Below are 25,027 nucleotides of genomic sequence, written 5' to 3'. Positions count from 1 at the left end.
GGGATGATTGGCTGTCCAATCCCCCTGCGTTAGTCTCCGGAGCCTCCGGCCCCGTACGAAGGACCGTCATGCCGCTGAGCCACCCCCGCCGTTCGGCACTGTCCGAGCAGGTCATCGCCGAACTCCGGAACCAGATCACCTCGGCCGAGTGGCCGGTGGGCTCTCGCATCCCGACCGAACAGGAGCTGGTCGAGCTGCTGGGCGTCGCCCGCAACACGGTCCGCGAGGCCGTCCGCGCCCTCGCGCACAACGGTCTGCTCGACATCCGCCAGGGCTCGGGAACCTACGTGCTGGCCACCAGTGAACTGGCGGGTGTGATGCACCGCCGCTTCGCGGACGCCGATCCGCGGCACATCGCCGAGCTGCGTTCCACGCTGGAGTCGAGCGCCGCGAAGCTGGCCGCCGAGCGGCGCACCGAGCGCGATCTCAAGCAGCTGGACGGCCTGCTCGTAAGTCGTGAGGAGGCCTGGGAGTCCGGCGACGCGGAGGCCTTCGTGGCCGTCGACGCGACCTTCCACCTGGCGGTGGTGGCCGCGTCCCACAACGACGTCATGACGGCGATGTACGCGGACCTGGGCGAGGTGCTGCGCGACTGGCTGCGCGAGGACATCGGCGAGGAGCTGACGCCGGAGACGTACATGGACCACGCCCGGCTGGTGGACGCGATCCGCGTCGGTGACGCGGAGGCGGCCGCCACGGAGGCCGCGGGCTATCCGTTCCTGTGCCGTCCGGGGCGGCTCGGCCCGTGAGCGGGCCGGGCGTCGCCTCCGGTAACCGACACGGCGGATCCGCGAGCGAGCCGGGCGTCACTTCTGGTGGCTGACCCAGACCGAGCGCACTTCCTTCCAGCACCGGCCGGTCAGGCGTACGGTCTCCGCGGGCCCCGCGCCGACCGGGACGCCGTCGCTGTCGATGTCCCACCAGCGCTCGCACTCGACGTGCAGGCCGACCCGGTCGGTCTCCGGATACGGGTTGTGGCAGTACACGGTCACCCGCGAACCGTCGACGGCGGTGCGGCAGGCGGCGCCGAAGGGCCTTGCGTCGTCCACGCGCGCGTGGGCGGTCGTTCCCGTGGGACGGGAGGCCGCGTCGAAGGGCATCGCGACAAGAAGTGCCAGGGCGGCCGGCACCGGGGCGAAACGGTGTGACAGGCGCACAAGGGAGACCTCCTCGGCCATGCTGGGGAGGGGAACGCGTACTCCAGGGTGTGCGGTTACCGGCCCCGTCCGCCCGGCCGACAGGGCCTAACGGGTGACGCCCCGCTCCCCGCGCGCTGCGGGAAACGGGGCGTCGTCGACGTAGCGCCGCGCTTTGTCACGCACCGATGGCGTGCAGACCGCCGTCCACGTGGATGATCTCGCCGGTGGTCTTCGGGAACCAGTCGCTCAGCAGGGCGACGACACCGCGGCCGGCCGGCTCCGGGTCCTTGAGGTCCCACTCCAGCGGGGCGCGGGAGTCCCAGACGGCGGCGAGCTCGCCGAAGCCCGGGATGGACTTGGCTGCCATGGAGCCGATCGGGCCCGCGGAGATGAGGTTGCAGCGGATGTTCTGCTTGCCCAGGTCGCGTGCCATGTAGCGGCTGGTGGCCTCCAGGGCGGCCTTGGCCGGGCCCATCCAGTCGTACTGCGGCCAGGCGTACTGCGCGTCGAAGGTGAGACCGACGACCGAGCCGCCGTTCTGCATCAGCGGCAGACAGGCCATCGTCAGCGACTTCAGGGAGAAGGCGGAGACGTGCATGGCCGTGGCGACCGACTCGAACGGGGTGTTGAGGAAGTTGCCGCCGAGGGCGTCCTGCGGGGCGAAGCCGATGGAGTGGACGACGCCGTCGAGACCGCCGAGCTCCTCGCCGACCAGGTCGGCCAGCCGGGCCAGGTGCTCGTCGTTGCTGACGTCGAGCTCGATGACCTTGGTGGGCTTGGGAAGCTTCCTGGCGATGCGCTCGGTCAGCGTGGGCCGCGGGAACGCGGTCAGGATGATCTCGGCGCCCTGCTCCTGGGCCAGCCTGGCGGTGTGGAAGGCGATGGAGGACTCCATCAGCACACCGCTGATCAGGACGCGCTTGCCCTCGAGAATTCCGCTCATGGTGATCAGTGACCCATGCCCAATCCGCCGTCTACGGGAATGACGGCTCCAGTGATGTACGAGGCGTCGTCCGAGGCGAGGAACCGCACCGTCGCGGCGATCTCCTCCGGTCGCGCGTACCGGCCCAGCGGCACCTGCTTCACGATGCCCGCGCGCTGCTCGTCGGTGAGCACCTTGGTCATGTCGGTGTCGACGAAACCGGGGGCGACGACGTTGAAGGTGATGTTGCGCGAGCCGAGTTCACGGGCGAGCGAGCGAGCGAACCCGACCAGGCCGGCCTTGGAGGCGGCGTAGTTCGCCTGCCCCGCGGAGCCGAGCAGCCCCACGACCGAGGAGATCAGCACGACGCGGCCCTTCTTGGCGCGCAGCATGGCCCGGTTGGCCCGCTTCACCACGCGGAAGGTGCCCGTGAGGTTGGTGTCGACGACGGAGGCGAAGTCCTCCTCGGACATGCGCATCAGGAGCTGGTCCTTGGTGATGCCGGCGTTGGCGATCAGCACCTCGACCGGACCGTGCTCGGCCTCGATCTCCTTGTAGGCCTGCTCCACCTGCTCGGTGTCGGTGATGTCGCACTTCACCGCGAGGCAGCCCAGTTCGACGAGCGCGGCCGGCGGCTCACCGGAGCGGTATGTGATCGCGACCTTGTCGCCGGTCTCGGCGAACGCGCGGGCGATGGCGAGGCCGATGCCCCGGTTGCCTCCGGTGACGAGAACCGAGCGGCTCAACAGATCACCCTTTCGATAACGGTCCGAAGCCCCTGCGGGACAGGCGCCTTACTCGAAAACCTATCGGTCCCGCCCGGCTTGCGGAGAATCGAGCACCGACAGTGGCTCACTCCGCGACCTGTCGGGTCTCTACAGAAAGCCGTGGCCGGCCGGACGGAAAGCCGTGCCCCGCCGGGCCGAAGCCCCGTGGTCCGCCGGGTGGAAAAGAGCCCGGCCGCCCGAAAGATGCCGCAGGTCAACGGAAAGACATGGCCTCCGACCCCGCCCGCGCGACATGATCGGACCGACAGGCCACGACAGCAGGGAGACCTCCGTGCCTCATTCCATCGACGAAGCCTTCACGGCCCTACCGCTGCGCGCCCTGGCCGACGCCGCGCTCGCGCGGGCCCGGGCTCTCGGCGCCGACCACGCCGACTTCCGGTTCGAGCGGGTGCGCAGCGCGGCCTGGCGGCTGCGGGACGCCAAGCCCGCCGGGTCCTCGGACACCACGGACCTCGGGTACGCGGTGCGGGTGGTGCACGGCGGGACCTGGGGGTTCGCGTCCGGGGTGGATCTGACGATGGACGCGGCCGCGAAGGTCGCGTCGCAGGCCGTCGCGATGGCGAAGCTGTCGGCCCAGGTGATCAAGGCCGCCGGATCCGACGAGCGCGTCGAGCTGGCGGACGAGCCGGTGCACGCCGAGCGGACATGGGTCTCGGCGTACGACATCGACCCCTTCTCCGTACCGGCCGAGGAGAAGGCCGGGCTGCTGGCGGAGTGGAGCGCGCGGCTGCTGGCGGCCGACGGCGTCAGCCATGTCGACGCCTCACTGCTGACCGTGCACGAGAACAAGTTCTACGCCGACACCGCGGGGACCGTGACCACGCAGCAGCGCGTACGGCTGCACCCGCAGCTGAACGCCGTCGCCGTCGACGAGTCCAGCGGCGAGTTCGACTCGATGCGGACCATCGCGCCGCCGGCCGGGCGCGGCTGGGAGTACCTGACGGGCACCGGCTGGGACTGGGAGTCCGAGCTGGAGCGGATTCCGGAGTTGCTCGCCGAGAAGATGCGCGCCCCGAGCGTCGACGCGGGGCTGTACGACCTGGTCGTCGACCCGTCGAACCTGTGGCTGACCATCCACGAGTCCATCGGCCACGCCACCGAACTGGACCGGGCGCTGGGCTACGAGGCCGCGTACGCCGGCACCTCCTTCGCCACCTTCGACCAGCTCGGCAAGCTGAGGTACGGCTCCGAGCTGATGAACGTCACCGGCGACCGCACCGCCGAGCACGGCCTCGCGTCCGTCGGCTACGACGACGAGGGTGTCGCAGGACAGTCCTGGGACCTGGTGAAGGACGGCACGCTGGTCGGGTACCAGCTGGACCGGCGGATCGCGCGGCTGACCGGGTTCGAGCGGTCCAACGGGTGCGCGTACGCCGACTCCCCCGGCCATGTGCCGGTGCAGCGGATGGCGAACGTGTCGCTCCGGCCGGATCCCGCGGGGCTCTCGACCGAGGACCTGATCGGAAGCGTCGACCGGGGCATCTACGTCGTCGGCGACCGGTCCTGGAGCATCGACATGCAGCGCTACAACTTCCAGTTCACCGGGCAGCGCTTCTTCAGGATCGAGAACGGCCGGATCACGGGCCAGCTGCGCGATGTCGCGTACCAGGCGACGACCACCGACTTCTGGGGATCGATGGCGGCCGTCGGCGGACCGCAGACGTACGTACTGGGCGGTGCCTTCAACTGCGGCAAGGCCCAGCCGGGCCAGGTAGCGGCGGTCTCGCACGGCTGCCCGTCGGCCCTCTTCAAGGGCGTCAACATTCTCAACACCACGCAGGAGGCCGGTCGATGAGCACGACGTCTCGTACGAACAAGCCGCACGAGGTCGTCGAGCGCGCCCTCGGACTCTCCCGCGCCGACGGCTGCGTGGTGATCGCCGACGAGGAGTCGACCGCGAACCTGCGCTGGGCGGGCAACGCGCTGACCACGAACGGCGTGACGCGCGGGCGCACGCTCACCGTGATCGCCACCGTCGACGGCCGTGAGGGAACGGCGTCGGGGGTCGTCTCGCGCTCGGCCGTGACCGCCGACGAGCTGGAGCCCCTGGTGCGGGCCGCGGAGGCGGCGGCGCGGAGCGCGGGTCCGGCCGAGGACGCCCAGCCCCTCGTCTCCGGCGTGCCGGAGTCCCCCGACTTCACGGACGGGCCCGCCGAGACGTCCTCCGCCGTGTTCGGGGACTTCGCGCCGGCGCTCGGTGAGTCGTTCGCCCGCGCGCGTGAGGGCGGACGCGAGCTATACGGGTTCGCGTACCACGAGCTGGTGTCCAGCTACCTCGGTACGTCGACGGGGCTGCGCCTGCGGCACGACCAGCCCAAGGGGACGCTGGAGCTCAACGCCAAGTCGCCGGACCGTACGCGTTCGGCGTGGGCGGGTCGGGCGACCCGGGACTTCAAGGACGTCGACCCGGCGGCGCTGGACGCCGAGCTGGCCGTACGGCTGGGATGGGCGGAGCGGCGTATCGAACTGCCCGCCGGGCGGTACGAGACGCTGTTGCCGCCGACCGCCGTCGCGGACCTGCTGATCTACCAGCTGTGGTCGGCGTCCGCCCGGGACGCGGCCGAGGGCCGGACGGTGTTCAGCAAGCCCGGTGGCGGCACCCGCGTCGGCGACCGGCTCACGGACCTGCCGCTGACACTGCGCAGCGACCCGCACGAGCCGGGGCTCGAGACCGCGCCGTTCGTCCTCACGCACTCCTCCGGCGACGACGCGTCGGTGTTCGACAACGGGCTGCCCCTCAAGGCGACCGACTGGGTCGGCGCCGGCGAGCTGAAGCACCTGACCACCACCCGGCACAGCGCCGGCGTGACCGGACTCCCGGTGGCGCCGTCGATCAGCAACCTGATCCTGGACGGCGGTGACGACCGCTCCCTGGACGAGATGGTCGCCGCCACCGAGCGCGGCCTGCTGCTGACCTGCCTCTGGTACATCCGCGAGGTCGACCCGGCGACCCTGCTGCTGACGGGGCTGACCCGGGACGGCGTCTACCTCGTGGAGAACGGCGAGGTCGTCGGCGAGGTGAACAACTTCCGGTTCAACGAGTCGCCGGTGGGCCTGCTGGGCCGGGCGACGGAGGCGGGGCGCACGGAGAAGACGCTGCCCAGGGAATGGGGCGACTGGTTCACCAGGGCCGCGATGCCGGCCCTGCGGGTACCGGACTTCAATATGAGCTCTGTCAGTCAGGGCGTATAACCTCGTACGGGAATTGACCACCAGACCTTCGAAGGAGACCGGGAACCGTGACGGACATCGTCGACGAACTGCAGTGGCGGGGGCTGATCGCCCTCTCCACTGACGAGGACGCATTGCGCAAGGCGTTCGCGGACGGTCCCGTCACGTTCTATTGCGGCTTCGACCCGACCGCGCCGAGCCTGCATCTCGGCAACCTCGTGCAGATCCTCACGATGCGCCGGATCCAGCAGGCGGGCAATCGCCCGCTGGGTCTGGTCGGAGGCGCCACCGGCCTGATCGGTGACCCGAAGCCGAACTCCGAGCGCACACTGAACTCCCCCGAGGTCGTCGCCGAGTGGGTGGGCCGGCTGCGTGCGCAGATCGCACCGCTGCTGGACTTCGAGGGTCCGAACGCCGCGGTGATGGTCAACAACCTGGACTGGACCCAGGGCCTCTCGGCCATCGAGTTCCTCCGGGACATCGGCAAGCACTTCCGGGTCAACAAGATGATCGCGAAGGAGGCCGTCTCCCGGCGGCTCAACTCCGACGCGGGCATCAGCTACACGGAGTTCAGCTACCAGATCCTGCAGGGCATGGACTTTCTGGAGCTGTACCGCAGGCACGGCTGCACACTGCAGACCGGCGGCAGCGACCAGTGGGGCAACCTCACCTCGGGCACCGACCTGATCCACCGGGTCGAGCCGGAGGCCGTGGTGCACGCGCTTGGCACGCCGCTGATCACCAAGGCGGACGGCACCAAGTTCGGCAAGACGGAGTCCGGCACGATCTGGCTGGACGCCGGGATGACCACGCCGTACGCGTTCTACCAGTTCTGGCTGAACGCGGACGACCGGGACGTCTCCAAGTTCCTGCGCATCTTCAGCTTCAGGTCCCACGAGGAGATCGAAGAGCTGGAGAAGCAGACCGAGGAGCGCCCGCAGGCCCGCGCGGCCCAGCGCGCGCTCGCGGAGGAGCTGACGACGCTGGTGCACGGCGCCGGCCAGACGTCCGCCGTGGTCGCCGCGTCCAAGGCCCTCTTCGGGCAGGGCGAGCTGGCCGAGCTCGACGAGCGGACGCTGACCGCGGCCCTCTCCGAGGTGCCGCACATCCAGGTCGCCGAGCCGGGACTCGTGGTGGACCTCTTCGCCGAGGTCGGCCTCGTGGCCAGCAAGTCGGCCGCGCGCCGCACGGTCAAGGAGGGCGGCGCCTACGTGAACAACAAGAAGGTCCCCGCCGAGGACGCGGTCCCCGCCAGGGAGGACCTGCTGCACGGGCGCTGGCTGGTCCTGCGCCGGGGCAAGAAGAACCTGGCGGCCGTGGAGGTCACGGGGAGCTGAAGGTCGTACGTACGGCGAAGGGGCGGACCTGTGGAAGGTCCGCCCCTTCGCCGCGTGGTACGGACGCTCAGGCCCGCTGTTTGTTGCCGCGCACCGCCATGTAGGCCATGTCGCCCAGGAAGACGATGACGAGAGCCGCCACCAGCTGAAGCGCGTGCCGGCCCCAGTCGATGCCGCTCGTCTCGTCGATCCCCATGGCCCGGGCGATCGCGTTGCCGACGACGGCACCGATGATGCCGAAGACGGTGGTCAGCCAGAGCGGGCTGTGCTGTTTGCCCGGAAGGATGGCCTTGGCCAGCAGGCCCAGCACAAACCCGACGATGATCGCCCACAACCAGCCCATGACTGCCTCCTAGTACGGCTCTACGCGAGCGTTTCGCCCAGTGTCGGACCGTCCGCCATACGGCGCATGTCGGGCGGAGCCATACGCGGTACGACGCATCGGGTTCGGCCCGGCAGGACAGGCCCCGGTCTCGAAGACGACGCAGCCACGGCGTAACGTGGACGCCGTTCGGGCCCGACTCCCTGACCGGGTCCGGACTGGGTACGGGCCGGGGAGAGTCCGACACGGGCGGGTGGTGGAAGGTGCCGCGGAAGCGGGGCAACAGCCAGGTCTACCGGATCACCGGGGCCAGGCAGGGGCTCGACGAGGACGTACGCCGCAGGCAGCGTCGCTATGTCATCTCGATGTCCGTTCGCACGGTCGCCGTGATCCTCACCGCCGTCCTCTGGAACGTCGAGCGTCATGTCGCCGTCGTCGCCCTGGTACTGGGCGTACTTCTCCCGTACGTCTCCGTGGTGATCGCCAACGCGGGCCGTGAGAACGTGCCGTCGCTGCCCTCGACGTTCATCGCCGCCCCCACCCGTCCGATGATCGCGCCGCCGCGACAGGAGGGCTTCGCGGAGCCCGTGGCGGAGGACGTCACGGGCGACCCGGGGGCACGGCTGCGGGCCGAACCGTACGAGCCGGGCTGACCCCGGCGCCGCCCCGAGCCGACCACGGAGGATCCCCCGAAAACGGAATCCAAGTGTGCTCCAAGCTCAAGAAAAGCTCAGATCAATCATGTTGTTCAGGTGCCAGGCACCGGGTCCCCCGTGACATACTTCGTACGCGCTCCGCATCCCCCGTCGGAGCGACGGACCGACGCCGGGCAGCTCCCCCCGTGGCTGCTCGGCGTCGCCTTTTCGGAGCGGTTTCCGGAGCCGTTTCCGGAGCGGATTAGGGTGGGTGCGTGACCTTCCCGCTCTTCCCCGATGCCGCTCCCTCCACTCCCCAGTGCTCGGCCAAGGCCTGCCGTGCGGACGCGGAGTGGGTGCTCGCGTGGAACAACCCGAAGCTGCACACTCCGGAGCGACGCAAGACGTGGCTCGCGTGCGAGGAGCATCGCGAACACCTGTCCAAGTTCCTCGGTGTGCGCGGATTCCTGAAGGACGTGGTGCCCCTGGCGGGGTGGGAGTCCGAGGAAGCCCGCCGGCCGTAGGGGTACGCCGGCCGTCGGCCGGTCAGCCGCCGATCGCCGACATCGGCCGGTCCGGCTGGAGGAACGAGGGGTCGTCCAGGCCGGACCCCGCCTTCTTGCCCCACATCGCGACCCGCCAGACGCGGGCGATCTCCTCGTCGGGAGCGTCCGAACGCAGAGCGGCGCGCAGGTCGGTCTCCTCGGAGGCGAACAGGCAGGTGCGGACCTGGCCGTCGGCCGTGAGACGGGTGCGGTCGCAGGCCGAGCAGAACGGGCGGGTGACCGAGGCGATCACGCCGACGCGGTGCGGGCCGCCGTCGACGAGCCAGCGCTCGGCGGGCGCGGAGCCCCGCTCGGCGGATCCCTCCTCGGTCAGCTCGAAGCGGGTGCGCAGCGAGGTAAGGATGTCACCGGCGGTGACCATGCCGTCGCGCTTCCAGCCGTGCTGGGCGTCCAGGGGCATCTGCTCGATGAACCGCAGTTCGTAGTCGTGCTCGACGGCCCAGGCCAGCAGGTCCGGGGCCTCGGTCTCGTTCAGGCCCGGCATCAGGACCGAGTTGATCTTGACCGGGGTCAGGCCGGCCTCGTGGGCGGCTTCGAGTCCCTCGATGACGTCCTTGTGGCGGTCCCTGCGGGTGAGGGTCTTGAAGACGTCGGGGCGCAGGGTGTCCAGCGATACGTTCACCCGGTCGAGGCCCGCCGACTTCAGGGCCTCGGCGGTGCGCTTGAGGCCGATGCCGTTGGTGGTGAGGGACATCTGGGGGCGGGGCTCCAGGGCGGCGACGCGCTCGACGATGCCGACGAGGCCGGGGCGCAGCAGGGGCTCACCGCCGGTGAAGCGGACCTCGGTGATGCCGAGGCGGGTGACCGCTATGCCGATGAGGCGGACGATCTCGTCGTCGGTGAGCAGGTCGGGCTTCGCCAGCCACTGAAGGCCCTCTTCGGGCATGCAGTAGGTGCAGCGCAGATTGCAGCGGTCGGTCAGCGAGACTCTCAGGTCGGTGGCCACCCGGCCGTAGGTGTCGATGAGCACGTGGGCCCCCTACCCTCGATGCGGATCATTTTCTCCAGACACCAGCGAGCCTACGTGACAGGACTGACATCGGCTGAGGCCCGATCCCACGAGACACGGCGCGGCCGCGTCGTAGAGATCTACGACGCGGCCGTCACCAGGAAGTGCTCAGTGCGCTCCGGTGCCCGTGAGGGACCGCACCTCGAGCTCGGCGTACTTGCCGGTGTCCGGCTGCTCCTTGGAGAGGACCGTGCCGAGCCAGCCCAGCAGGAAGCCGACCGGGATCGAGATGATGCCGGGGTTCTCCAGCGGGAACCAGTGGAAGTCGACGTCCGGGAACATCGAGGTGGCCTTGCCCGAGACGACCGGCGAGAACAGCACCAGGCCGACGGCCGTGGTGAGACCGCCGTAGATCGACCAGAGCGCGCCCTGGGTGGTGAACTTCTTCCAGAAGAGGCTGTAGAGGATCGTCGGCAGGTTGGCGGAGGCGGCGACCGCGAAGGCGAGGGCGACCAGACCGGCGACGTTCAGGTCGCGGGCGAGGGCACCGAGGCCGATGGAGACGACACCGATGGCGACCGTGGCATAGCGGGCGGCCCTGACCTCTTCCTTCTCGGTGGCCGTGCCCTTCTTGATGACGTTCGCGTAGATGTCGTGCGCGAACGAGGAGGACGAGGCGAGGGTCAGGCCGGCGACGACCGCGAGGATCGTGGCGAAGGCGACCGCCGAGATGGTGGCGAGCAGGATCGCACCCCAGGCCGAGTCGACGCCGCCGAGATGGAGCGCGAGCAGTGGGGCCGCCGTGTTGCCCGCCTTGTTGGAGGCGACGATCTCGTCCTGCGAGATGAGAGCGGCCGCTCCGAAGCCGAGCGCGATGGTCATCAGGTAGAAGCCGCCGATGATGCCGATCGCCCAGTTCACGGACTTCCGCGCGGCCTTGGCGTTCGGGACCGTGTAGAAGCGGATCAGGATGTGCGGCAGGCCGGCGGTGCCGAGCACCAGCGCGATGCCCAGCGAGATGAAGTCGATCTTCGAGGTGGTCGTCAGACCGTACTTGAGGCCCGGTTCCAGGAAGGCCGAGCCCTTGCCGCTGTTGCTGGCGGCCGAGCCGAGCAGGTCGGAGATGTTGAAGTTGAACTTGAGCAGCACCAGGAAGGTGATGAGCAGGGTGCCGCTGATGAGCAGGACGGCCTTGACCATCTGGACCCAGGTGGTGCCCTTCATGCCGCCGATCGTCACGTACACGATCATCAGCAGGCCGACGAGCGCGACGATGGCGACCTTGCCCGCGTCGCTGGTGATGCCGAGCAGCAGCGAGACCAGGACGCCCGCGCCCGCCATCTGCGCGAGCAGGTAGAAGATCGACACGACGATCGTGGAGGTGCCGGCGGCGGTACGGACCGGCCGCTGGCGCATGCGGTACGCGAGGACGTCGCCCATCGTGTACTTGCCGGAGTTCCGCAGCGGTTCGGCGACCAGGAGCAGCGCCACCAGCCAGGCGACCAGGAAGCCGATGGAGTAGAGGAAGCCGTCGTACCCGAAGAGGGCGATCGCGCCGGCGATACCGAGGAAGGACGCGGCGGACATGTAGTCGCCGGAGACGGCGAGCCCGTTCTGGAAGGCGCTGAACTGGCGCCCGCCCGCGTAGAAGTCGGCCGCGTCCTTGGTCTGGCGGCCCGCCCAGACGGTGATGACGAGGGTCGCCACGACGAAGACGGCGAACAGGGAGACGATCAGCGGCCGGTGCTCGCTGGCTTCACCGGCGGCGAGAACGAACTGGGGGCTCATTCGCCGCCCTCCATCCGGGACTTGATGGCTTCGCCCTTGGGGTCGAGGTTCGCGGCGGAGTATCGCGCGTACCACCAGGCGATGAGGAACGTGGTGAGGAACTGGGCGAGGCCCAGGAGCAGGGCGACGTTGATGTTGCCGAGCACCTTGGTGCCCATGAAGCCGCCCGCGTAGTTGGAGAGCAGGACGTACAGCAGGTACCAGGCGATGAAGCCGATGGTCACCGGGAAGGCGAAGGAGCGGTAGGAGCGGCGCAGTTCACCGAACTCCGCACTCTCCTGCATCTCGACGAACTTCTCGGTCGAGGGGAGCTGGGGATCTGTCTTCGAGGGGGGTGGTGCGTCGGTGGCCACGAAGTCTCCTCGCGTTGCGGGTGCGGTTGCGACGGTGGACGGGGGCGAGCCGGGGCTCTCGGACGGGCTGGGCACGGACATGGCTGTTTCTGACCTCACGAATACGTGGATCACGTGGTCCCGACGGCTCTGTCGGGTGCCCACGGGCGTGATCCAGCAGGGGGCCCGATCGTGCTCGGGCTCCCTGTTCAACGTCACGGCGCCGCGCGTGGGCAGGTTCAACTCGCCGCCCTTCTTTCGGAAGTCATCGCCGGAAGTCATTGCTGCCCAGGTCGGGCGGGAGATAGCTTCACCCTGCACCACTCCGTCATGTACCTGCCCGAGCACCAACCTGTGTTCGGGCAGCACGTTTCTCGGATGATGTGGAGATCCCATGGCTCATCTGCGTTCAAGACACCGGCTCGCACTCGCGATACCGGTCGCGCTGTCACTCACCGCCTCGCTCGGCTTCCTGCCGGGTGTCGCGTCGGCCGCCCCGCTCACGGCGGCCGCGGCGACGAGTGCGGACGGTCCGGTTCTGCCCTATGTCGTCAACACCAAGGCCGACCACCGCACGGTCGAGTCGGTGAAGAAGGCCATCGCCAGGGCCGGCGGCACCGTCGTCATCGCGTACGAGAAGATCGGTGTGATCGTCGTTCATTCGGCGAACCCGGCTTTCGGCGAGCAGATCCGCGCGGCGCGCGGAGTGCAGTCCGCGGGCGCCACCCGGACGGCGCCGCTGACCGCCGCCGGAACCACCCAGGAGGGCGCGGCGCAACCGCTGTCGGCCGCGGACGCCGCCGAGCTCGCGCGGAGTGCCCCGGCGGGCTCGGAGCCGCTGGAGGCCGACCAGTGGGACCTCCGTGCGATCGGCGCCGACAAGGCCGCGAAGATCAACCCGGGCAGCAGGAACGTGACGGTCGCCGTGATCGACACCGGCGTCGACGACACCCACCCGGATCTCGCCCCGAACTTCTCCGCCTCGCAGTCCGCGAACTGTGTGGGCGGCAAGCCGGACACGACGTACGGCTCCTGGCGTCCGGTGGACGCCGAGCACTATCACGGCACGCATGTCGCCGGTGAGATCGCCGCCGCCCGCAACGACATCGGTGTGGCGGGGGTCGCGCCCGGGGTGAAGGTCGCGGGCATCACGGTGGCCGAGCCGGACGCCGGGCAGCTCTTCTTCCCGGAGAGCGTCGTCTGCGCGTTCGTGTTCGCCGCCGACCACGGCGTCGAGATCACCAACAACAGCTACTACGTGGACCCGTGGCTCTACAACTGCCTCGACGACCCCGACCAGCGGGCGATCGTCGACGCGGTGAACCGGGCCCAGCTGTACGCCCAGAAGAAGGGCACCCTCAACGTGGCCGCGGCGGGCAACTCCGGCGACGACCTCGACGCGGACGCCCTCGTCGACGAGTCCAGCCCCGACGACTCGACCCCGGTGCCCCGTACGGTCGACCCGCACGAGTGCTTCGACATCCCGACCCAGCTGCCGGGTGTCGTCACGGTGAGCTCGACCGGCGTCAACAGCGCCAAGTCGTACTACTCCAGCTACGGCTACGGTGTCGTCGACGTCGCGGCGCCGGGCGGCGACCGCTACCAGATCCCGGACACGCCGTCGAAGAACGGCCGCATCCTCTCCACGATGCCCAACAACCAGTACGCCTTCCTCCAGGGCACCTCGATGGCGTCGCCGCACGCCGCGGGCGTGGCCGCGCTGCTGAAGTCCAAGTACCCCAGGGCGACACCGGCCCAGCTCCAGGCGCTCCTCAAGGCCCAGGCGAGCAACCCTGGTTGCCCGACCGACCCGTACGACTGGGACGGCGACGGTGTCGTCGACGCCACCTGCGTGGGTGGCAAGCGCCTGAACGGCTTCTACGGGGCCGGGATCGTCAACGCACTGCGGGCGGTCAAGTAGCACGCCGCCGGCAAATATCCACGACCGACCGCCGATCGAGCTTCCGCACGGCTCGTACGGCTCGTACCGCGAACGAACTGGAGACACCCATGACAGCGCCTCTCACGCGCTCCCGCCGCGCCATGGCCATCCCGCTGGGGATGGCCACGGTGACCGCCCTCGCCTTCCTGCCGAACGTCAGCGCTTCGGCGGCTGTGCCTCAGGCACCCCAGCAGGCCGCCGCCGACGCGACCGCGCTCAGCTATGTCGTCAACGTCCGCCCCGGGCACGCGCCTTCCTCCACCGTGAAGAAGGCCATCACCGCGGCGGGCGGCACGATCGTGACGACGTACAAGCAGATCGGCGTGATCGTCGTCCACTCCTCGAACGCCGACTTCGCCAAGACGATCCGTGGCGTACGGGGTGTGCAGTCGGCCGGCAACACGCGCAACGCGCCGCTGCCCGCCCAGTCGACCACCGACGTGGGCACGCCGAAGGCGCTCACCGCCGATGAGATAACCGAGGTGACGGACGCTCAGGCCGTCGCCGGGCAGGACCCGTTGGAGCCGTTGCAGTGGGACCTGCCCGCCATCAAGGCGGACAAGGCGCACGAGAAGTCGCTCGGCAGCCGCAAGGTGACGGTCGCCGTCATCGACACCGGCGTCGACGACACCCACCCCGACATCGCGCCCAACTTCGACCGCGCCGCGTCGGTCAACTGCGTGACGGGCAAGCCGGACACGGCCGACGGCGCGTGGCGGCCGAGCGCGGCCGAGAGCCCGCACGGCACGCACGTGGCGGGCGAGATCGCGGCTGCCAAGAACGGCGTCGGCATCACCGGCGTCGCGCCCGGTGTGAAGGTCGCCGGCATCAAGGTGTCGACCACGGAAGGTTACTTCTACACCGAGGCCGTCGTCTGTGGCTTCGTGTGGGCCGCCGAGCACGGCGTGGATGTCACCAACAACAGCTATTACACGGACCCCTGGTACTTCAACTGCAAGGGCGACCCGGACCAGCGGGCCCTCGTCGACGCGATCACCCGCGCTTCGCAGTACGCCGAGAGGAAGGGCACCGTCAACGTCGCCGCGGCGGGCAACGAGAACTACGACCTGGCGGCCGACTCGATCACCGACCCGGTCTCCCCGAACGACGCGACGGCCTCGGACCGGGTGATCGACCCGTCCAAGTGCCTCGACATTCCTACCCAGTTGCCGGGTGTCGTCACGGTCGCCTCGACCGGCGCGAAGGGCATCAAGTCGTCCTTCTCCAACCACGGCCTGGGCGTCGTCGACATCGCCGCGCCCGGCGGCGACTCGACGCGCTACCAGACCCCGGCCCCGCCCGCCACGAGCGGCCTGATCCTGGGCCCGCTGCCCGGTGGCGGCTGGGGCTACATGGCCGGTACGTCGATGGCGTCCCCGCACGTCGCGGGCGTCGCCGCCCTCATCAAGTCGACGCACCCGCACGCCACGCCGGCCCTGGTGAAGGCGCTGCTGTACGCGGAGGCCGACGCCACGCCGTGCACCGACCCGTACGACATCGACGGCGACGGCAAGGTCGACGCGGTGTGCGAGGGCTCCAAGAACCGCAACGGCTTCTACGGCTGGGGCATCGCGGACGCGCTGGACGCGGTGACGAAGTAGGCGAGTAGCGAGCGACCGGACCCGTACGGAGTCCGGACGGGCCGGGCGGCAGCGCGCCGCCCGGCCCCTTGCTTTCCCCCCGGGTCGACATGTTGATCCAGTACACCCGGCATAGTGCCTCCATGACTGCTGAGGACATCGGGTTCGTCTGGTCGGCCCTGGGCGGCGATCCCGCCCTGCTGCGGCGGATCTCGAACGTCGAACGGGGCGCGGTGCTGGAAGCGCGGCTGCCCGTACGGGAGTTGGCGCGGGCATGTGTGGGGGTGTGCGCTCTCGCCGCTGCCGAGCTGGGGGCGCTACGGGCCGGGCTCCCGGACGTGCCCGAGGTGCGGGTCGACGACGGTGCCGTCGCCGCGGCGTTCGTGAGTGAGCGGCATCTGCTGATCGACGGACGGGCGCCGGTCAACTTCGCGCCGCTGTCCCGGTTCTGGCGGACCTCGGACGGCTGGGTGCGGACCCACGCGAACTATCCGCACCATCGGGCGCGGCTGCTGTCCGCGCTCGGACTGCCCGCGGACGCGACGGCGGACACCGTCGAGGCGCACCTCGCCGGGCGGTCCGCCGTGGACGTGGAGGACACGGTGTACGCGGCGGGAGGTCTCGCCGTCGCGCTGCGTTCGGCGAAGGAGTGGGCGGCACACGAGCAGGGCGCGGCGGTGTCGCGCGGGCCGCTGCTGAGCCGGGAGCGGCTGGGCGACGCGCCCGTACGCGCGCTCGCGCCCCTCGCCGGAGCTCCCGCCGGTGCGCCCCTGCTCCCCGCGGCGGGCGTACGCGTCCTGGACCTCACACGGGTCATCGCGGGCCCGGTCGCGACCCGCACCCTCGCCCTCCTCGGCGCCGACGTGCTGCGGGTGGACTCGCCGCGGCTGCCCGAACTCCCCGACCAGCACGCCGACACGGGCTTCGGCAAACGGTCCGCCACTCTCGACCTCGACCGCGCCACGGACCGGCGGACCTTCGAGGAACTGCTCGGCGGAGCCGACGTCGTGGTCACCGGATACCGGCCCGGCGCCCTGGACCGGTTCGGGCTCGCCCCCGAGGCGCTGGCCGGGCGGCGGCCCGGACTGGTGGTGGCGCGGTTGTCGGCGTGGGGCGCGGACGGGCCGTGGGCCGGGCGGCGCGGCTTCGACAGCCTGGTGCAGGCCGCCACCGGGATCGCGGAGACGGAGGGTTCGGCGGACCGGCCGGGCGCGCTGCCCGCGCAGGCCCTCGACCACGGCACGGGATATCTGCTGGCGGCGGCGGTGCTCCGTTCGCTGACCGAGCGGACGCGGGAGGGCGGCACCCGCCTCGTACGGCTGGCCCTGGCACGGACGGCGGCGTGGCTGGTGAACGGGATCGCTCCTGAGCCCGCGCGGGGCTCGTACGAGCCGGGCGCCCGGCTCGCCGGGACCGACAGCGACCTGGGGCGGCTGCGGTACGCCCGGCCGCCGGTGTCCTTCGCGGGCGGGCCGGACGACTGGGCACGGCCACCGGGGGTCTGGGGCACCGATCCGGCACGCTGGTCCTGAGCCATGGGCCGGCCGCGAACGTACCTGTCGGCGGAACGCCGTTCCGCCAGTTGTTTCCCTGGACTTGCCCGGATCTGTGACGACTGGTGAAGATCTTGAGGTGACGTTGACCAGACCGCCCGCCGAGGTGACCGACGCGAACGGGCCTGCGCGGCGCCCGGCCATCGGAAGGGCCGTCGCCCTGCTGGCCCTGCTGGCGGTGGCGGCCCTGATACCTCTGCTCGGCCCGCGCGCCGCGCTGGACGGCACCGGAGAGGCCGCGGCCCCCGGCGCCGGTGGCATCGCCCTGCTGCGCGGGGTGCTGTTCGCGGCGCTGTGCGTCCCCGTGGGGGAACTGTTCGCGGCCCGGCTGGCCCGGCGAGTGCCGGGCGCGCCCCTGGCGGACGCGCCGCGCAGTTGGGCGCCCTTCGCCGCGGGCGCGGGGTTCGTGGCCGCGCTCGGTCTTGCCTCGGTCGTGGCCACCGGGAACCTGCTGCCCGACCAGCTCTCCGACATGGACCTCGGCGGGCTCTACCAGTCACGGGAGGGCAAGCTCGCGCTCCTGGAGGTCAACGCCTTCGCGGTGGCCGGCCTCTGCGCCCTCAACCGGCGCCCCGCCCTCCAGCTGTGGCCGCTGGCCGCGGTGGCCGTAGCGGAGGCGCTGCGCGCCCACCCCACGACGGAGTACAGCCCGCTGGTCGGCTCCGGTCTGACGCTCGTGCACGTGATCTGCGCGGCACTGTGGACCGGCGGTCTGCTGCACGTCCTGCGGATGCTGCGGAAATGGGGTCCTTCGGAGCCGGGAGCCGCGTTGTTGGGCCTCTACGCGCGCGTGGCGGCCGTCCTGTTCGCGGCGCTCACCGCGACGGGCACCTGGAGCGCGCTGCGCCGGATGCCGCCGTCGACGGTCCTGGACCAGCTGACGTCGACGGCGTACGGCCGCACCTTGCTGGCCAAGTTGCTGCTGGTGGCCGCCGTGGCCGGGCTGGCCGTGTCCGCGCGGCTGCGGCTGCGCCGGGCCACGGACCCGCTCAGTGCCTGCTCCCCCGCGCGGGCGGAGCTCGTGGCACTGGGCGTGGTCGTCGTGGTGTCGGGGGTGCTGACGGCCCTGCCGCTGCCGATCAGGTGGTGACGAGCGCCTTGAGTGCCGTGCGCTCGTCCGTCGCCTCGTAGCCCCCGCGCACGGCGACGGTTCTTCTCGTACGGGGTGTCGGTGGATGCGCTCAGGGGGTGGCCGAGGGCGTCCCGCCGTACGCCGCCGTCGTCGCGGGACGCGCTCCGAGAGTGCCCAGCACGCCTTTGACCAGAAGGAACTGGGCGGCAATGTAGGTGAGCATGATCCAGAAGTCCGGCCTGGGGAGCTGAGGCCAGTCGGCCACCCCGGTCGCGATGAGCGTGTCGGAGAGCATGAAGAGGGCGCCGCCGAGTCCCCCCACCGGCCCGAGCCGGGTCGCGCCGTACGCCATCGCGGTCAGCAGCAGGCTGTACCCGGCGACGGGGACACGCAGTCCGGCGGGAAGGCCGGGCCACAGGAGGGCGACGGTGGCGATCAGGGCGACGGCGTACGCGGCGACGAGCCACGTTCCACGCGCGCGTGGAGCGCGTGCGAAGAGCGCGAGGTAACACGCGTGCCCGGCCGCGAAGGAGGCCATCCCCGCGAGGAAGGCGGGGTCGGCGTCGGACAGCAGCAAGGTGTCGCCGCCCCAGCCGAAGAGCAGCGCGGCGACGAGCAGCCGGGGGCCGCCGCACGCGGCCACGTGAGCGGCGAGCAGGGGCATCAGGAGGGGCTTGGCGAGCGTGTGCCCCGGGTCGAAGCCGGCGGCCACCGAGACGAGGTCCACGGCCGCCGCCGCGCCGAAGGAGACGAGGAGCACGCGCGCGAGGCGTGGGCTCACGCGACGGGCTCGGTGACCGGCGCCTTGGGAGCCGCGGTCGGTTTCGGCTGCCAGCCCGGCCCGCCGAAGACCCGCCCCGCCCGCTCGCGCCAGTTCCCCGCCGCTCTCAGGTCCCTGCCGATGGCGGCGTACTCATGGGTGGCGACGCGCAGCGGGTTGTACGTGGAGATGTTCTTGGTGAGTCCGTAGACGGGCCGCTCGGTCTCCGCGACGAACGAGCCGAAGAGCCGGTCCCAGACGATGAGGATGCCTCCGAAGTTACGGTCCAGATAGCCGCCCTGGGAGGCGTGGTGCACCCGGTGGTGGGAGGGGGTGTTGAAGACGGACTCGATGGCCCGGGGCAGCTTGTCGATGCGTTCGGTGTGGATCCAGAACTGGTAGACGAGGTTCACGGACGAGCAGAACGCCAGCGCCGCCGGATGCACGCCGAGGGCGATGAGCGGGACGTAGAAGGGCCAGACAGTCCAGGTCGTCCAGGGCTGGCGCAGGGCGGTGGTGAGGTTGAACCTCCGGCTGGAGTGGTGGACGACGTGGCAGGCCCAGAGGATGCGGATGACGTGGTGTCCGCGGTGCGACCAGTAGTAGAAGAAGTCCTGCCCGAGCAGCATCAGCGGGACGGTCCACCACAGGACGGGCACCCGGAGGGGCGTCAGTTCGTAGACCGCCGTGTAGAGGGCGACGATCGGGATCTTCCACAGGAAGTCGAAGGCGAGGCTGCCGAGCCCCATGCCGACGCTCGTCGCGGCGTCCTTCGCCTCGTACCCCGCGTCATCCTCATCGGGATGGATCCTGACACTCACCACCTCGATCACGGTGAGCAGCACGAAGGCGGGTATCGACCACAGCACGACATCGGGCAGGTTCGGCATGGGTGAACCGTAGAACCGCTGGTGGCCTGCGGCTAGGGGTTGTTACCGACAAGTATTACCGGTGGTACGCGCTTGCTTCTTGGCGGTCTCCGCCAACAGGTACGCCGATCCTTCGGCCACGGACAGCACTGCCTCGGGCGGGGGCCCAGGCGGCGCACTCAGATCCCCGTCGCGCCCAGCAGGGCCCCCGCCGCGTAGGTCACCGCCATCGCCACCGCGCCGCCGCCCACGTTCCGCAGCAGCGCCCGCCGCACGTCCGCCGCCCCAAGGCCCGCGCTCACCCACCCGGTGACGACCAGGGCGGCGAGAACCGAGACCACCGTGACGAGCAGCCGCCAGTCGCTCGGCGGGAGGACGATGGCGAGCAGCGGCAGGAGCGCGCCGACCGTGAACGACAGGAAGCTCGCCCAGGCCGCGTGCCACGGGTTCGTGAGGTCGTCGGGGTCGATGCCGAGCTCCACGCGCGCGTGCGCCCTCAGCGCGTCCCGCTCGGTGAGCTGCTCGGCCGCCTCGCGGGCCACCTTCCGGGTCAGGCCCCGCTCCCGCAGGAGCTCGGTCAGCTCCTCGAGTTCGGCCTCCGGCCGGTCCCGCAGCTCCCGCTTCTCCATCGCCAGCGCGGCCTTCTCCGAGTCCAGCTGGGTGGACACCGAGACGTACTCGCCCGCGGCCATGGACATGGACCCGGCCAGCAGTCCCGCGAGCCCCGCCGTGAACAGCGCGGAGCGGTCGCTGGTGGCGCCCGCCACGCCGACCACGATGCCCGCGGTGGAGACGATGCCGTCATTGGCGCCCAGGACGGCGGCCCGCAGCCAGTTCAGCCGCGAACCGAGGGTCCCGCCGTGGGCTTCGTCGTGCGTGGGTTCCGTCACGTGGGGAGGATCGCACCCCGGGTGCCGCCGTCGGCGTACCGACCCGTCACCACCCGCGTCACCCACCCGCGTACCCACGCGTCACCACACGCGTACCGAGCCTCCCTTCGCGAACACCGGGCTCGTCGCGTCCGCCGGCGGCTCTCCGAGCGGCTCCGCCAGTTCCTCCACGGTCGGTCCCACCTTCGCCGCGACCGGGTCGAGGAGGCCGAGGTCGAAGCCGTACACCCGGGCCGCGTTGCCGCCCACCATCGCCGCGATCTCGTCCCGCGGCAGACCCGCGTACGCGATCCGCAGGCCCTCCCGGGAGTAGGGGTGGGTGCCCTCGTCGTGCGGGTAGTCGCTCCCCCACATGATCTTGTCGAGGCCGATGCGGTCCCGCAGCGGCACCTCGTGCGGGCGCATGAAGCTGGCGCCGACCCAGCAGTTGTCGCGCCAGACCTGCGAGGGCCCCTTGCCCATCGAAGCCGCAAGGCCCACGCCGAACCTGGACTCCGCGGTGGACGACCTGGTCGCCGCGGCGACCAGCCGGCCGTGGTAGTAGTCCAGCATGTCGAGCACACCCGGAATCCAGCCCGAGCCCTGCTCGGTCAGGACGAGCCGCAGCTCCGGGTGACGGCGGAACGCGCCCCCGAACACCAGGTGCCACAGGGCCCGGTGGGAGAACCAGGTCGTCTCCACCATGAAGACCGCACGCGCGGCGGGCTCGTCCCCCAGCGGCGGCGACGCGGAGCCTGCGTGATGGTTCACCGGCACGCCCAGCTCCGCGCAGACCGCCCAGATCGGGTCGTACGCCGCTGAGTAGAGCTCGGGCAGGCCGGAACCCGGAGGGGTGCCGGGCAGCAACAAGCCGCCCCTGAGACCGGCGCCCGCGGCCCACCGGATCTCCTTCACCGCCTCGTCCACGTCGTTCAGGAGGATCTGGAAGACGCCCGCGCGACGGCCGGGCGCGGCCGCGCAGAAGTCCGCGAGCCAGCGGTTGTGGGCCCGCAGCCCGGCCCACCGCTGCTCGAACTCCGCCGCCGTGGGCGCCGGAGCCATCAGGGAGGCCGACGGGAAGAACGGCGGAATCGTGTTCGGGAAGACGACCTCGGCGACGATCCCGTCCGTCTCCAGCTCCGCCAGGCGCCGCTCGGAGTTCCAGTTCCTGTCGGCCGTGTCGGCCAGCAGGTCCTCGTAGGGGTTGACGTAGGTGGCCGCCCAGTCGTCGAAGTCCTCGTGGTGCTCCCTGGCCAAGTAGGGCCGGTAGTCGAGGAGATCGGCGCCCGCGTGGCAGTCCGCGGAGATCACCGTGTAGCGGTCGCCGGTCATGGGCTCACCCCAAGGGTCGGGAAGTCGTGGTCCGTCAGCCAGTGGCGGCCCACCTCGCGCGAGCGGGCCCAGGACGCCTCGACGGCGAACTGGTCGTCCGGCTGGCCCAGTTCGGCAGGTGTCGGACCGATGCGCCGGGCGAACGGGGCCAGCTTCCCCGTGTCGAAGCCGAAGACCTCCGCCGCCGCGAGACCGAGCATGCGGCGGGTCTCCTCGACCGGGATGTCGTGGAAGGTCTTCGACAGCCACGCGCGCGTGTCGGGCCAGGTGCCTTCGGGGTGCGGGAAGTCGCTGCCCCAGAGGATGTTGTCGACGCCGATCTCGTAGCGCTGGGCCAGTTCGCGGCGTTTGGTGTTCGTCGCGCAGATGAAGACCTGGCGGTCCAGATACTCGTGCGGGGGCCGCTTCAGCTCGGCGAAGGGCGAAAGTTTCTTGCCGCCGTGCGCGCCCAGGTAGAGACGGTCCATGAACCAGAGGAGGTTCGGCAGCCACCAGCAACCCGACTCCGCCACCCCGAATCTGAGACCGGGGTGACGCTCGAAGACCCCCGCCCAGAGCAGGAACCACAGCGGACGGGCGGGCCACCAGGTCACCTCGCTGACGTAGATGCCGAGATGGTCGCCGTACTCATGGCGCGGCGCCGCCCCGGAGTGGGTCACCAGCGGCATCCCGCACTCGGCCGCCGCCGCCCACACCGGGTCGTAACGGCGGTCGTGGTAGGGCGCCTTGTCGACCCACATGGCGGGGATCATCAGGGCGCCGAGCCCGGACTCCTTGGCGCGGTGCACCTCGGCCACGACACGGGCGACCTCGCCGGTGATGGGCAACAGGGCTACCCCGCAGTGCCGTTCGGGGTTGTGCGCCACGAACTCGGCGAGCCAGCGGTTGTGTGCCTGCGCGCCCGCCATGCCCAGTTCCGGGTCCTGGTCGCCGGAGAGGCCGAGACCCACGCCGAAGGGGGCCGCCGTCCGGCTGTCCACCGCGTCCGCGTCGGGGAAGACCACCTCCGCGGCCACCCCGTCACCGTCGAGCTCCTTGAGCCGCTGCGCGCTGTCCCAACCGCCCTTCAGGCCCTCCTCGTTGTCGTGGAACCACTTGTCGGCGAACGCCTCGTTGCGGATTCCGAGCCGCGTCATCTCCTCGCGGCGCGCCTCACGCCCGGCGAGGAAGTCGTCGAAGTCCCGGTGGAACCGGGCGTCCAGATAGGGCCGGTACTCCTCGGTGGGGAGCCCGGCATGGCAGTCGGAGGAGATGATCAGGTACGGGTCCTGGTCGGTCATTGGGCCCCCTCAGTCCAGGATGAAGTCTTCCAAGTACGACGGCTCGGCCCGGTCCAGCATCGACCGCGACCTCGCCCGGATCTGCCGGTCGCTGTGCTCGCTCTCGGGCAGCAGCCAGAAGCGGTCCGCCCGGATGCCGTCGGCCACCAGGTCGGCGACCTGCTCGACCGGCGTGAACCGCACCTCCTGGCCCGCCTCCTTCATCGCGGCCTCCCACTGTCCGAGGCTGCGGTACGGCGTCTTCCTGGGCCTCTGTTTCGCGTACCGCGACGGCCGGTTGCGGTGCGACTCCCACAGGCCCGTACGGAGCATGTGGGGCCCGGGGAAGAGCACGGAGGCGCCCACGCGCGCGTGCTCCGCCTTGAGATGGGCGTACAGGGACTCGGTCATCGTCACGACGGCCGCCTTGGTGACGGCGTACACGGAGGCCGTGGGCAGCGGGGCGATCCCGCCGTCACCGGACGAGGTGTTGACGACGTGACCGGGCTCCCCCGAGGCGATCATCCGCGGCACGAAGGCCTGGACGCCGTGGAACACGCCCCAGACGTTGACGGCGAACGCCCACTTCCAGTCGTTCGGGTCGTGCTCCCACATCCGGCCCTCGGCGCCCGAGCCGACACCGGCGTTGTTGCACAGCACATGCACCGCGCCGTACGTCTCGTACACGTCCTCGGCGAGCGCCAGGACCTCCGCGCGCTCCCCGACGTCCACCACGCGCGCGTGCACCTCGGCCCCGTCCTCCCGCAGCCCGGAGGCGGCGTTCTCCAGTGCCGCCTCCTCGACGTCCGCGAGGACCACCTTCAGGCCGTCGGCGGCGAACCGCCGTGCCATCGCGAGCCCGACGCCGCTCGCCGCCCCGGTGACGACGGCGACCTGCCCTTCCCGCAGCTCCATCAGACGCTCCCCTCGGGCGGCCCGTCGAGGATCTGCCGCGGATCGTCGTAGCGCTGGTGGATGTACGGCAACAGGGCCTGGGCGCTGACGCGTTCGACGACCCTGCCGCGCTGGTCGGTGGTCTTCTCGCCGAGGGTGATCTCGAGGAGCCGCCGGACGGGGAGGTCGGCGACCGGGTCGTACATCGACTCGCGCAGGACGACGTCCCCGGTGACCCGCTCCAGCCTGCGCACCTTCTCCTCGCGCAGGCAGTGCACGAGGACGGGCTCGGCGTCGAAGCCCGAACCGTCCACCGCGGGAAGGAACTTGAAGTAGAAGTCGGTCTTCTGGACGGGCCCCGGCAGCGGCAGGTCACCGCTGACGGCGCCGCGTACTTCTACGAACGCGATGCCGTGCCGGGCGAGTGAGGCGTGTACGACGAGACCGTCGCGTTCGAGAGTCACCTCACCGAGCTTCTTGGGCTCCCCGAAGACCTCACGCCCGCCGATGAGGGCCCGTTCGTGGGTCATCGGCATGACGAGCGGATACCAGCCCTCGACGCCGTCGTGCGCGGCGGCGACGGCGAACGAACCGGCGCCCAGCGGGTATCCGGCCAGGTCGACCCTGCTGATGTTCACCCGCACCAGGGGTCGCCCGGTGGGTTTGAGCGGAGGCGGCAGGACCGCCGCGACCGCGTCCGGGTCGCTCTCCCAGAGGGCCACCACACCGGTGGACCAGATGTCGGGGAGTTTCGAGCTCGCGGTGCGCGCGGCGGCGATCTCCGCCTCTGTACGCGCGCCGTACCTCACTCGTGCCATGTCTCGTACCGCCCTTCGCAGGCCGTCGTCCACCGGGCGCGCAGCACGTTGGCACCAGGCGGGCCAAAGGTCCATAGCCGTGCGCGTCGGGCTTCGCGCCGCTCCCGCCCGGGCCGGCCCTGGAGAAACC

At 70.8% G+C, this 25,027-nt stretch carries 24 protein-coding genes; 10 read left to right on the top strand and 14 right to left on the bottom strand.

From position 1 onward, the window contains the following. Nucleotides 1–68 precede the first annotated feature (68 nt). Nucleotides 69–749 (top strand): FadR/GntR family transcriptional regulator, encoded by a 681-nt coding sequence (locus ACIBLC_RS34595; RefSeq protein ID WP_399215338.1) that lies wholly within the window; start codon nucleotides 69–71, stop codon nucleotides 747–749. A 57-nt stretch (nucleotides 750–806) separates the two neighbouring features. Here the strand turns inward: ACIBLC_RS34595 and ACIBLC_RS34590 are convergent, their stop codons facing one another. The 3 genes from ACIBLC_RS34590 to fabG form a co-directional block, all read right to left on the bottom strand. After that, the gene (locus ACIBLC_RS34590; protein WP_399215367.1) at nucleotides 807–1,157 is read right to left on the bottom strand and encodes a hypothetical protein; all 351 of its coding nucleotides are present in this window, start codon (nucleotides 1,155–1,157) and stop codon (nucleotides 807–809) included. Between the two features lie 157 nt (nucleotides 1,158–1,314). Then, nucleotides 1,315–2,082: an enoyl-ACP reductase FabI gene (fabI, locus tag ACIBLC_RS34585; protein WP_399215337.1), complete on the bottom strand. Its 768-nt coding sequence runs from the start codon at nucleotides 2,080–2,082 to the stop codon at nucleotides 1,315–1,317. Between the two features lie 5 nt (nucleotides 2,083–2,087). Further along, the gene (gene fabG / locus ACIBLC_RS34580; RefSeq protein WP_399215336.1) at nucleotides 2,088–2,807 is read right to left on the bottom strand and encodes a 3-oxoacyl-[acyl-carrier-protein] reductase; all 720 of its coding nucleotides are present in this window, start codon (nucleotides 2,805–2,807) and stop codon (nucleotides 2,088–2,090) included. 313 nt (nucleotides 2,808–3,120) lie between these two features. Between fabG and ACIBLC_RS34575 the strand changes: the two genes are divergently transcribed. From ACIBLC_RS34575 to tyrS, 3 genes are read left to right on the top strand one after another with little or no spacing between them, the layout of a single operon-like run. Then, nucleotides 3,121–4,644 carry a TldD/PmbA family protein gene (locus ACIBLC_RS34575; protein ID WP_399215335.1) on the top strand — a complete coding sequence of 508 codons (1,524 nt, stop codon included), beginning with the start codon at nucleotides 3,121–3,123 and terminating at the stop codon, nucleotides 4,642–4,644. Next, on the top strand, nucleotides 4,641–6,041 hold the full coding sequence (locus ACIBLC_RS34570) for a metallopeptidase TldD-related protein (RefSeq protein WP_399215334.1): 1,401 nt from the start codon (nucleotides 4,641–4,643) through the stop codon (nucleotides 6,039–6,041). Before ACIBLC_RS34575 ends, ACIBLC_RS34570 begins: the two co-directional genes overlap by 4 nt. A gap of 47 nt (nucleotides 6,042–6,088) precedes the next feature. Further along, nucleotides 6,089–7,357 carry a tyrosine--tRNA ligase gene (gene tyrS, locus ACIBLC_RS34565; RefSeq protein WP_399215333.1) on the top strand — a complete coding sequence of 423 codons (1,269 nt, stop codon included), beginning with the start codon at nucleotides 6,089–6,091 and terminating at the stop codon, nucleotides 7,355–7,357. Between the two features lie 67 nt (nucleotides 7,358–7,424). On the opposite strand, the gene ACIBLC_RS34560 is transcribed toward tyrS, so the two are convergent. After that, nucleotides 7,425–7,700: a GlsB/YeaQ/YmgE family stress response membrane protein gene (locus tag ACIBLC_RS34560; protein ID WP_399215332.1), complete on the bottom strand. Its 276-nt coding sequence runs from the start codon at nucleotides 7,698–7,700 to the stop codon at nucleotides 7,425–7,427. Nucleotides 7,701–7,942: 242 nt separating this feature from the next. Between ACIBLC_RS34560 and ACIBLC_RS34555 the strand changes: the two genes are divergently transcribed. Next, nucleotides 7,943–8,332 carry a DUF3099 domain-containing protein gene (locus ACIBLC_RS34555; protein ID WP_399215331.1) on the top strand — a complete coding sequence of 130 codons (390 nt, stop codon included), beginning with the start codon at nucleotides 7,943–7,945 and terminating at the stop codon, nucleotides 8,330–8,332. A 257-nt stretch (nucleotides 8,333–8,589) separates the two neighbouring features. Beyond that, nucleotides 8,590–8,838 (top strand): hypothetical protein, encoded by a 249-nt coding sequence (locus tag ACIBLC_RS34550; protein WP_399215330.1) that lies wholly within the window; start codon nucleotides 8,590–8,592, stop codon nucleotides 8,836–8,838. A 22-nt stretch (nucleotides 8,839–8,860) separates the two neighbouring features. Here the strand turns inward: ACIBLC_RS34550 and moaA are convergent, their stop codons facing one another. The 3 genes from moaA to ACIBLC_RS34535 all read right to left on the bottom strand — a co-directional run bounded on the left by moaA (nucleotide 8,861) and on the right by ACIBLC_RS34535 (nucleotide 11,970). Further along, nucleotides 8,861–9,850 (bottom strand): GTP 3',8-cyclase MoaA, encoded by a 990-nt coding sequence (gene moaA / locus ACIBLC_RS34545; RefSeq protein WP_399215329.1) that lies wholly within the window; start codon nucleotides 9,848–9,850, stop codon nucleotides 8,861–8,863. Nucleotides 9,851–9,997: 147 nt separating this feature from the next. Further along, a complete protein-coding gene (locus tag ACIBLC_RS34540; protein ID WP_399215328.1) occupies nucleotides 9,998–11,617 on the bottom strand; it encodes a cation acetate symporter in 1,620 nt (539 codons plus the stop codon). Continuing rightward, on the bottom strand, nucleotides 11,614–11,970 hold the full coding sequence (locus ACIBLC_RS34535) for a DUF485 domain-containing protein (protein WP_399215327.1): 357 nt from the start codon (nucleotides 11,968–11,970) through the stop codon (nucleotides 11,614–11,616). The genes ACIBLC_RS34540 and ACIBLC_RS34535 overlap by 4 nt, the downstream gene beginning before the upstream one ends. Before the next feature lie 373 nt (nucleotides 11,971–12,343). Between ACIBLC_RS34535 and ACIBLC_RS34530 the strand changes: the two genes are divergently transcribed. The 4 genes from ACIBLC_RS34530 to ACIBLC_RS34515 all read left to right on the top strand — a co-directional run bounded on the left by ACIBLC_RS34530 (nucleotide 12,344) and on the right by ACIBLC_RS34515 (nucleotide 18,114). Further along, nucleotides 12,344–13,870 carry a S8 family peptidase gene (locus tag ACIBLC_RS34530; protein ID WP_399215326.1) on the top strand — a complete coding sequence of 509 codons (1,527 nt, stop codon included), beginning with the start codon at nucleotides 12,344–12,346 and terminating at the stop codon, nucleotides 13,868–13,870. 89 nt (nucleotides 13,871–13,959) lie between these two features. Next, the gene (locus ACIBLC_RS34525; RefSeq protein ID WP_399215325.1) at nucleotides 13,960–15,492 is read left to right on the top strand and encodes a S8 family peptidase; all 1,533 of its coding nucleotides are present in this window, start codon (nucleotides 13,960–13,962) and stop codon (nucleotides 15,490–15,492) included. A 122-nt stretch (nucleotides 15,493–15,614) separates the two neighbouring features. After that, on the top strand, nucleotides 15,615–17,003 hold the full coding sequence (locus tag ACIBLC_RS34520) for a CoA transferase (protein WP_399215324.1): 1,389 nt from the start codon (nucleotides 15,615–15,617) through the stop codon (nucleotides 17,001–17,003). A gap of 100 nt (nucleotides 17,004–17,103) precedes the next feature. After that, complete coding sequence (locus tag ACIBLC_RS34515; RefSeq protein WP_399215323.1) at nucleotides 17,104–18,114, top strand: CopD family protein; 1,011 nt, start codon at nucleotides 17,104–17,106, stop codon at nucleotides 18,112–18,114. Nucleotides 18,115–18,205: 91 nt separating this feature from the next. On the opposite strand, the gene ACIBLC_RS34510 is transcribed toward ACIBLC_RS34515, so the two are convergent. The 7 genes from ACIBLC_RS34510 to ACIBLC_RS34480 form a co-directional block, all read right to left on the bottom strand. Then, on the bottom strand, nucleotides 18,206–18,877 hold the full coding sequence (locus ACIBLC_RS34510; protein WP_399215322.1) for a lysoplasmalogenase: 672 nt from the start codon (nucleotides 18,875–18,877) through the stop codon (nucleotides 18,206–18,208). After that, nucleotides 18,874–19,746: a sterol desaturase family protein gene (locus ACIBLC_RS34505; RefSeq protein WP_399215321.1), complete on the bottom strand. Its 873-nt coding sequence runs from the start codon at nucleotides 19,744–19,746 to the stop codon at nucleotides 18,874–18,876. The genes ACIBLC_RS34510 and ACIBLC_RS34505 overlap by 4 nt, the downstream gene beginning before the upstream one ends. A 158-nt stretch (nucleotides 19,747–19,904) precedes the next feature. After that, a complete protein-coding gene (locus ACIBLC_RS34500; RefSeq protein WP_399215320.1) occupies nucleotides 19,905–20,615 on the bottom strand; it encodes a VIT family protein in 711 nt (236 codons plus the stop codon). Between the two features lie 81 nt (nucleotides 20,616–20,696). Then, nucleotides 20,697–21,926 carry an amidohydrolase family protein gene (locus tag ACIBLC_RS34495; RefSeq protein WP_399215319.1) on the bottom strand — a complete coding sequence of 410 codons (1,230 nt, stop codon included), beginning with the start codon at nucleotides 21,924–21,926 and terminating at the stop codon, nucleotides 20,697–20,699. After that, the gene (locus tag ACIBLC_RS34490; protein ID WP_399215318.1) at nucleotides 21,923–23,206 is read right to left on the bottom strand and encodes an amidohydrolase family protein; all 1,284 of its coding nucleotides are present in this window, start codon (nucleotides 23,204–23,206) and stop codon (nucleotides 21,923–21,925) included. The genes ACIBLC_RS34495 and ACIBLC_RS34490 overlap by 4 nt, the downstream gene beginning before the upstream one ends. 9 nt (nucleotides 23,207–23,215) lie before the next feature. After that, complete coding sequence (locus tag ACIBLC_RS34485; protein WP_399215317.1) at nucleotides 23,216–24,100, bottom strand: SDR family NAD(P)-dependent oxidoreductase; 885 nt, start codon at nucleotides 24,098–24,100, stop codon at nucleotides 23,216–23,218. Then, nucleotides 24,100–24,897, bottom strand: a complete 798-nt coding sequence (locus ACIBLC_RS34480) for an acetoacetate decarboxylase family protein (protein WP_399215316.1) — start codon at nucleotides 24,895–24,897, stop codon at nucleotides 24,100–24,102. The genes ACIBLC_RS34485 and ACIBLC_RS34480 overlap by 1 nt, the downstream gene beginning before the upstream one ends. Between the last annotated feature and the right edge of the window lie 130 nt (nucleotides 24,898–25,027).

The sequence above is a fragment of the Streptomyces sp. NPDC050535 genome (genome assembly GCF_044457665.1).
Lineage (GTDB): Bacteria > Actinomycetota > Actinomycetes > Streptomycetales > Streptomycetaceae > Streptomyces.
Note: the sequence above shows the minus strand (reverse complement) of the source record. Positions and strands in the feature narration are given on the sequence as shown.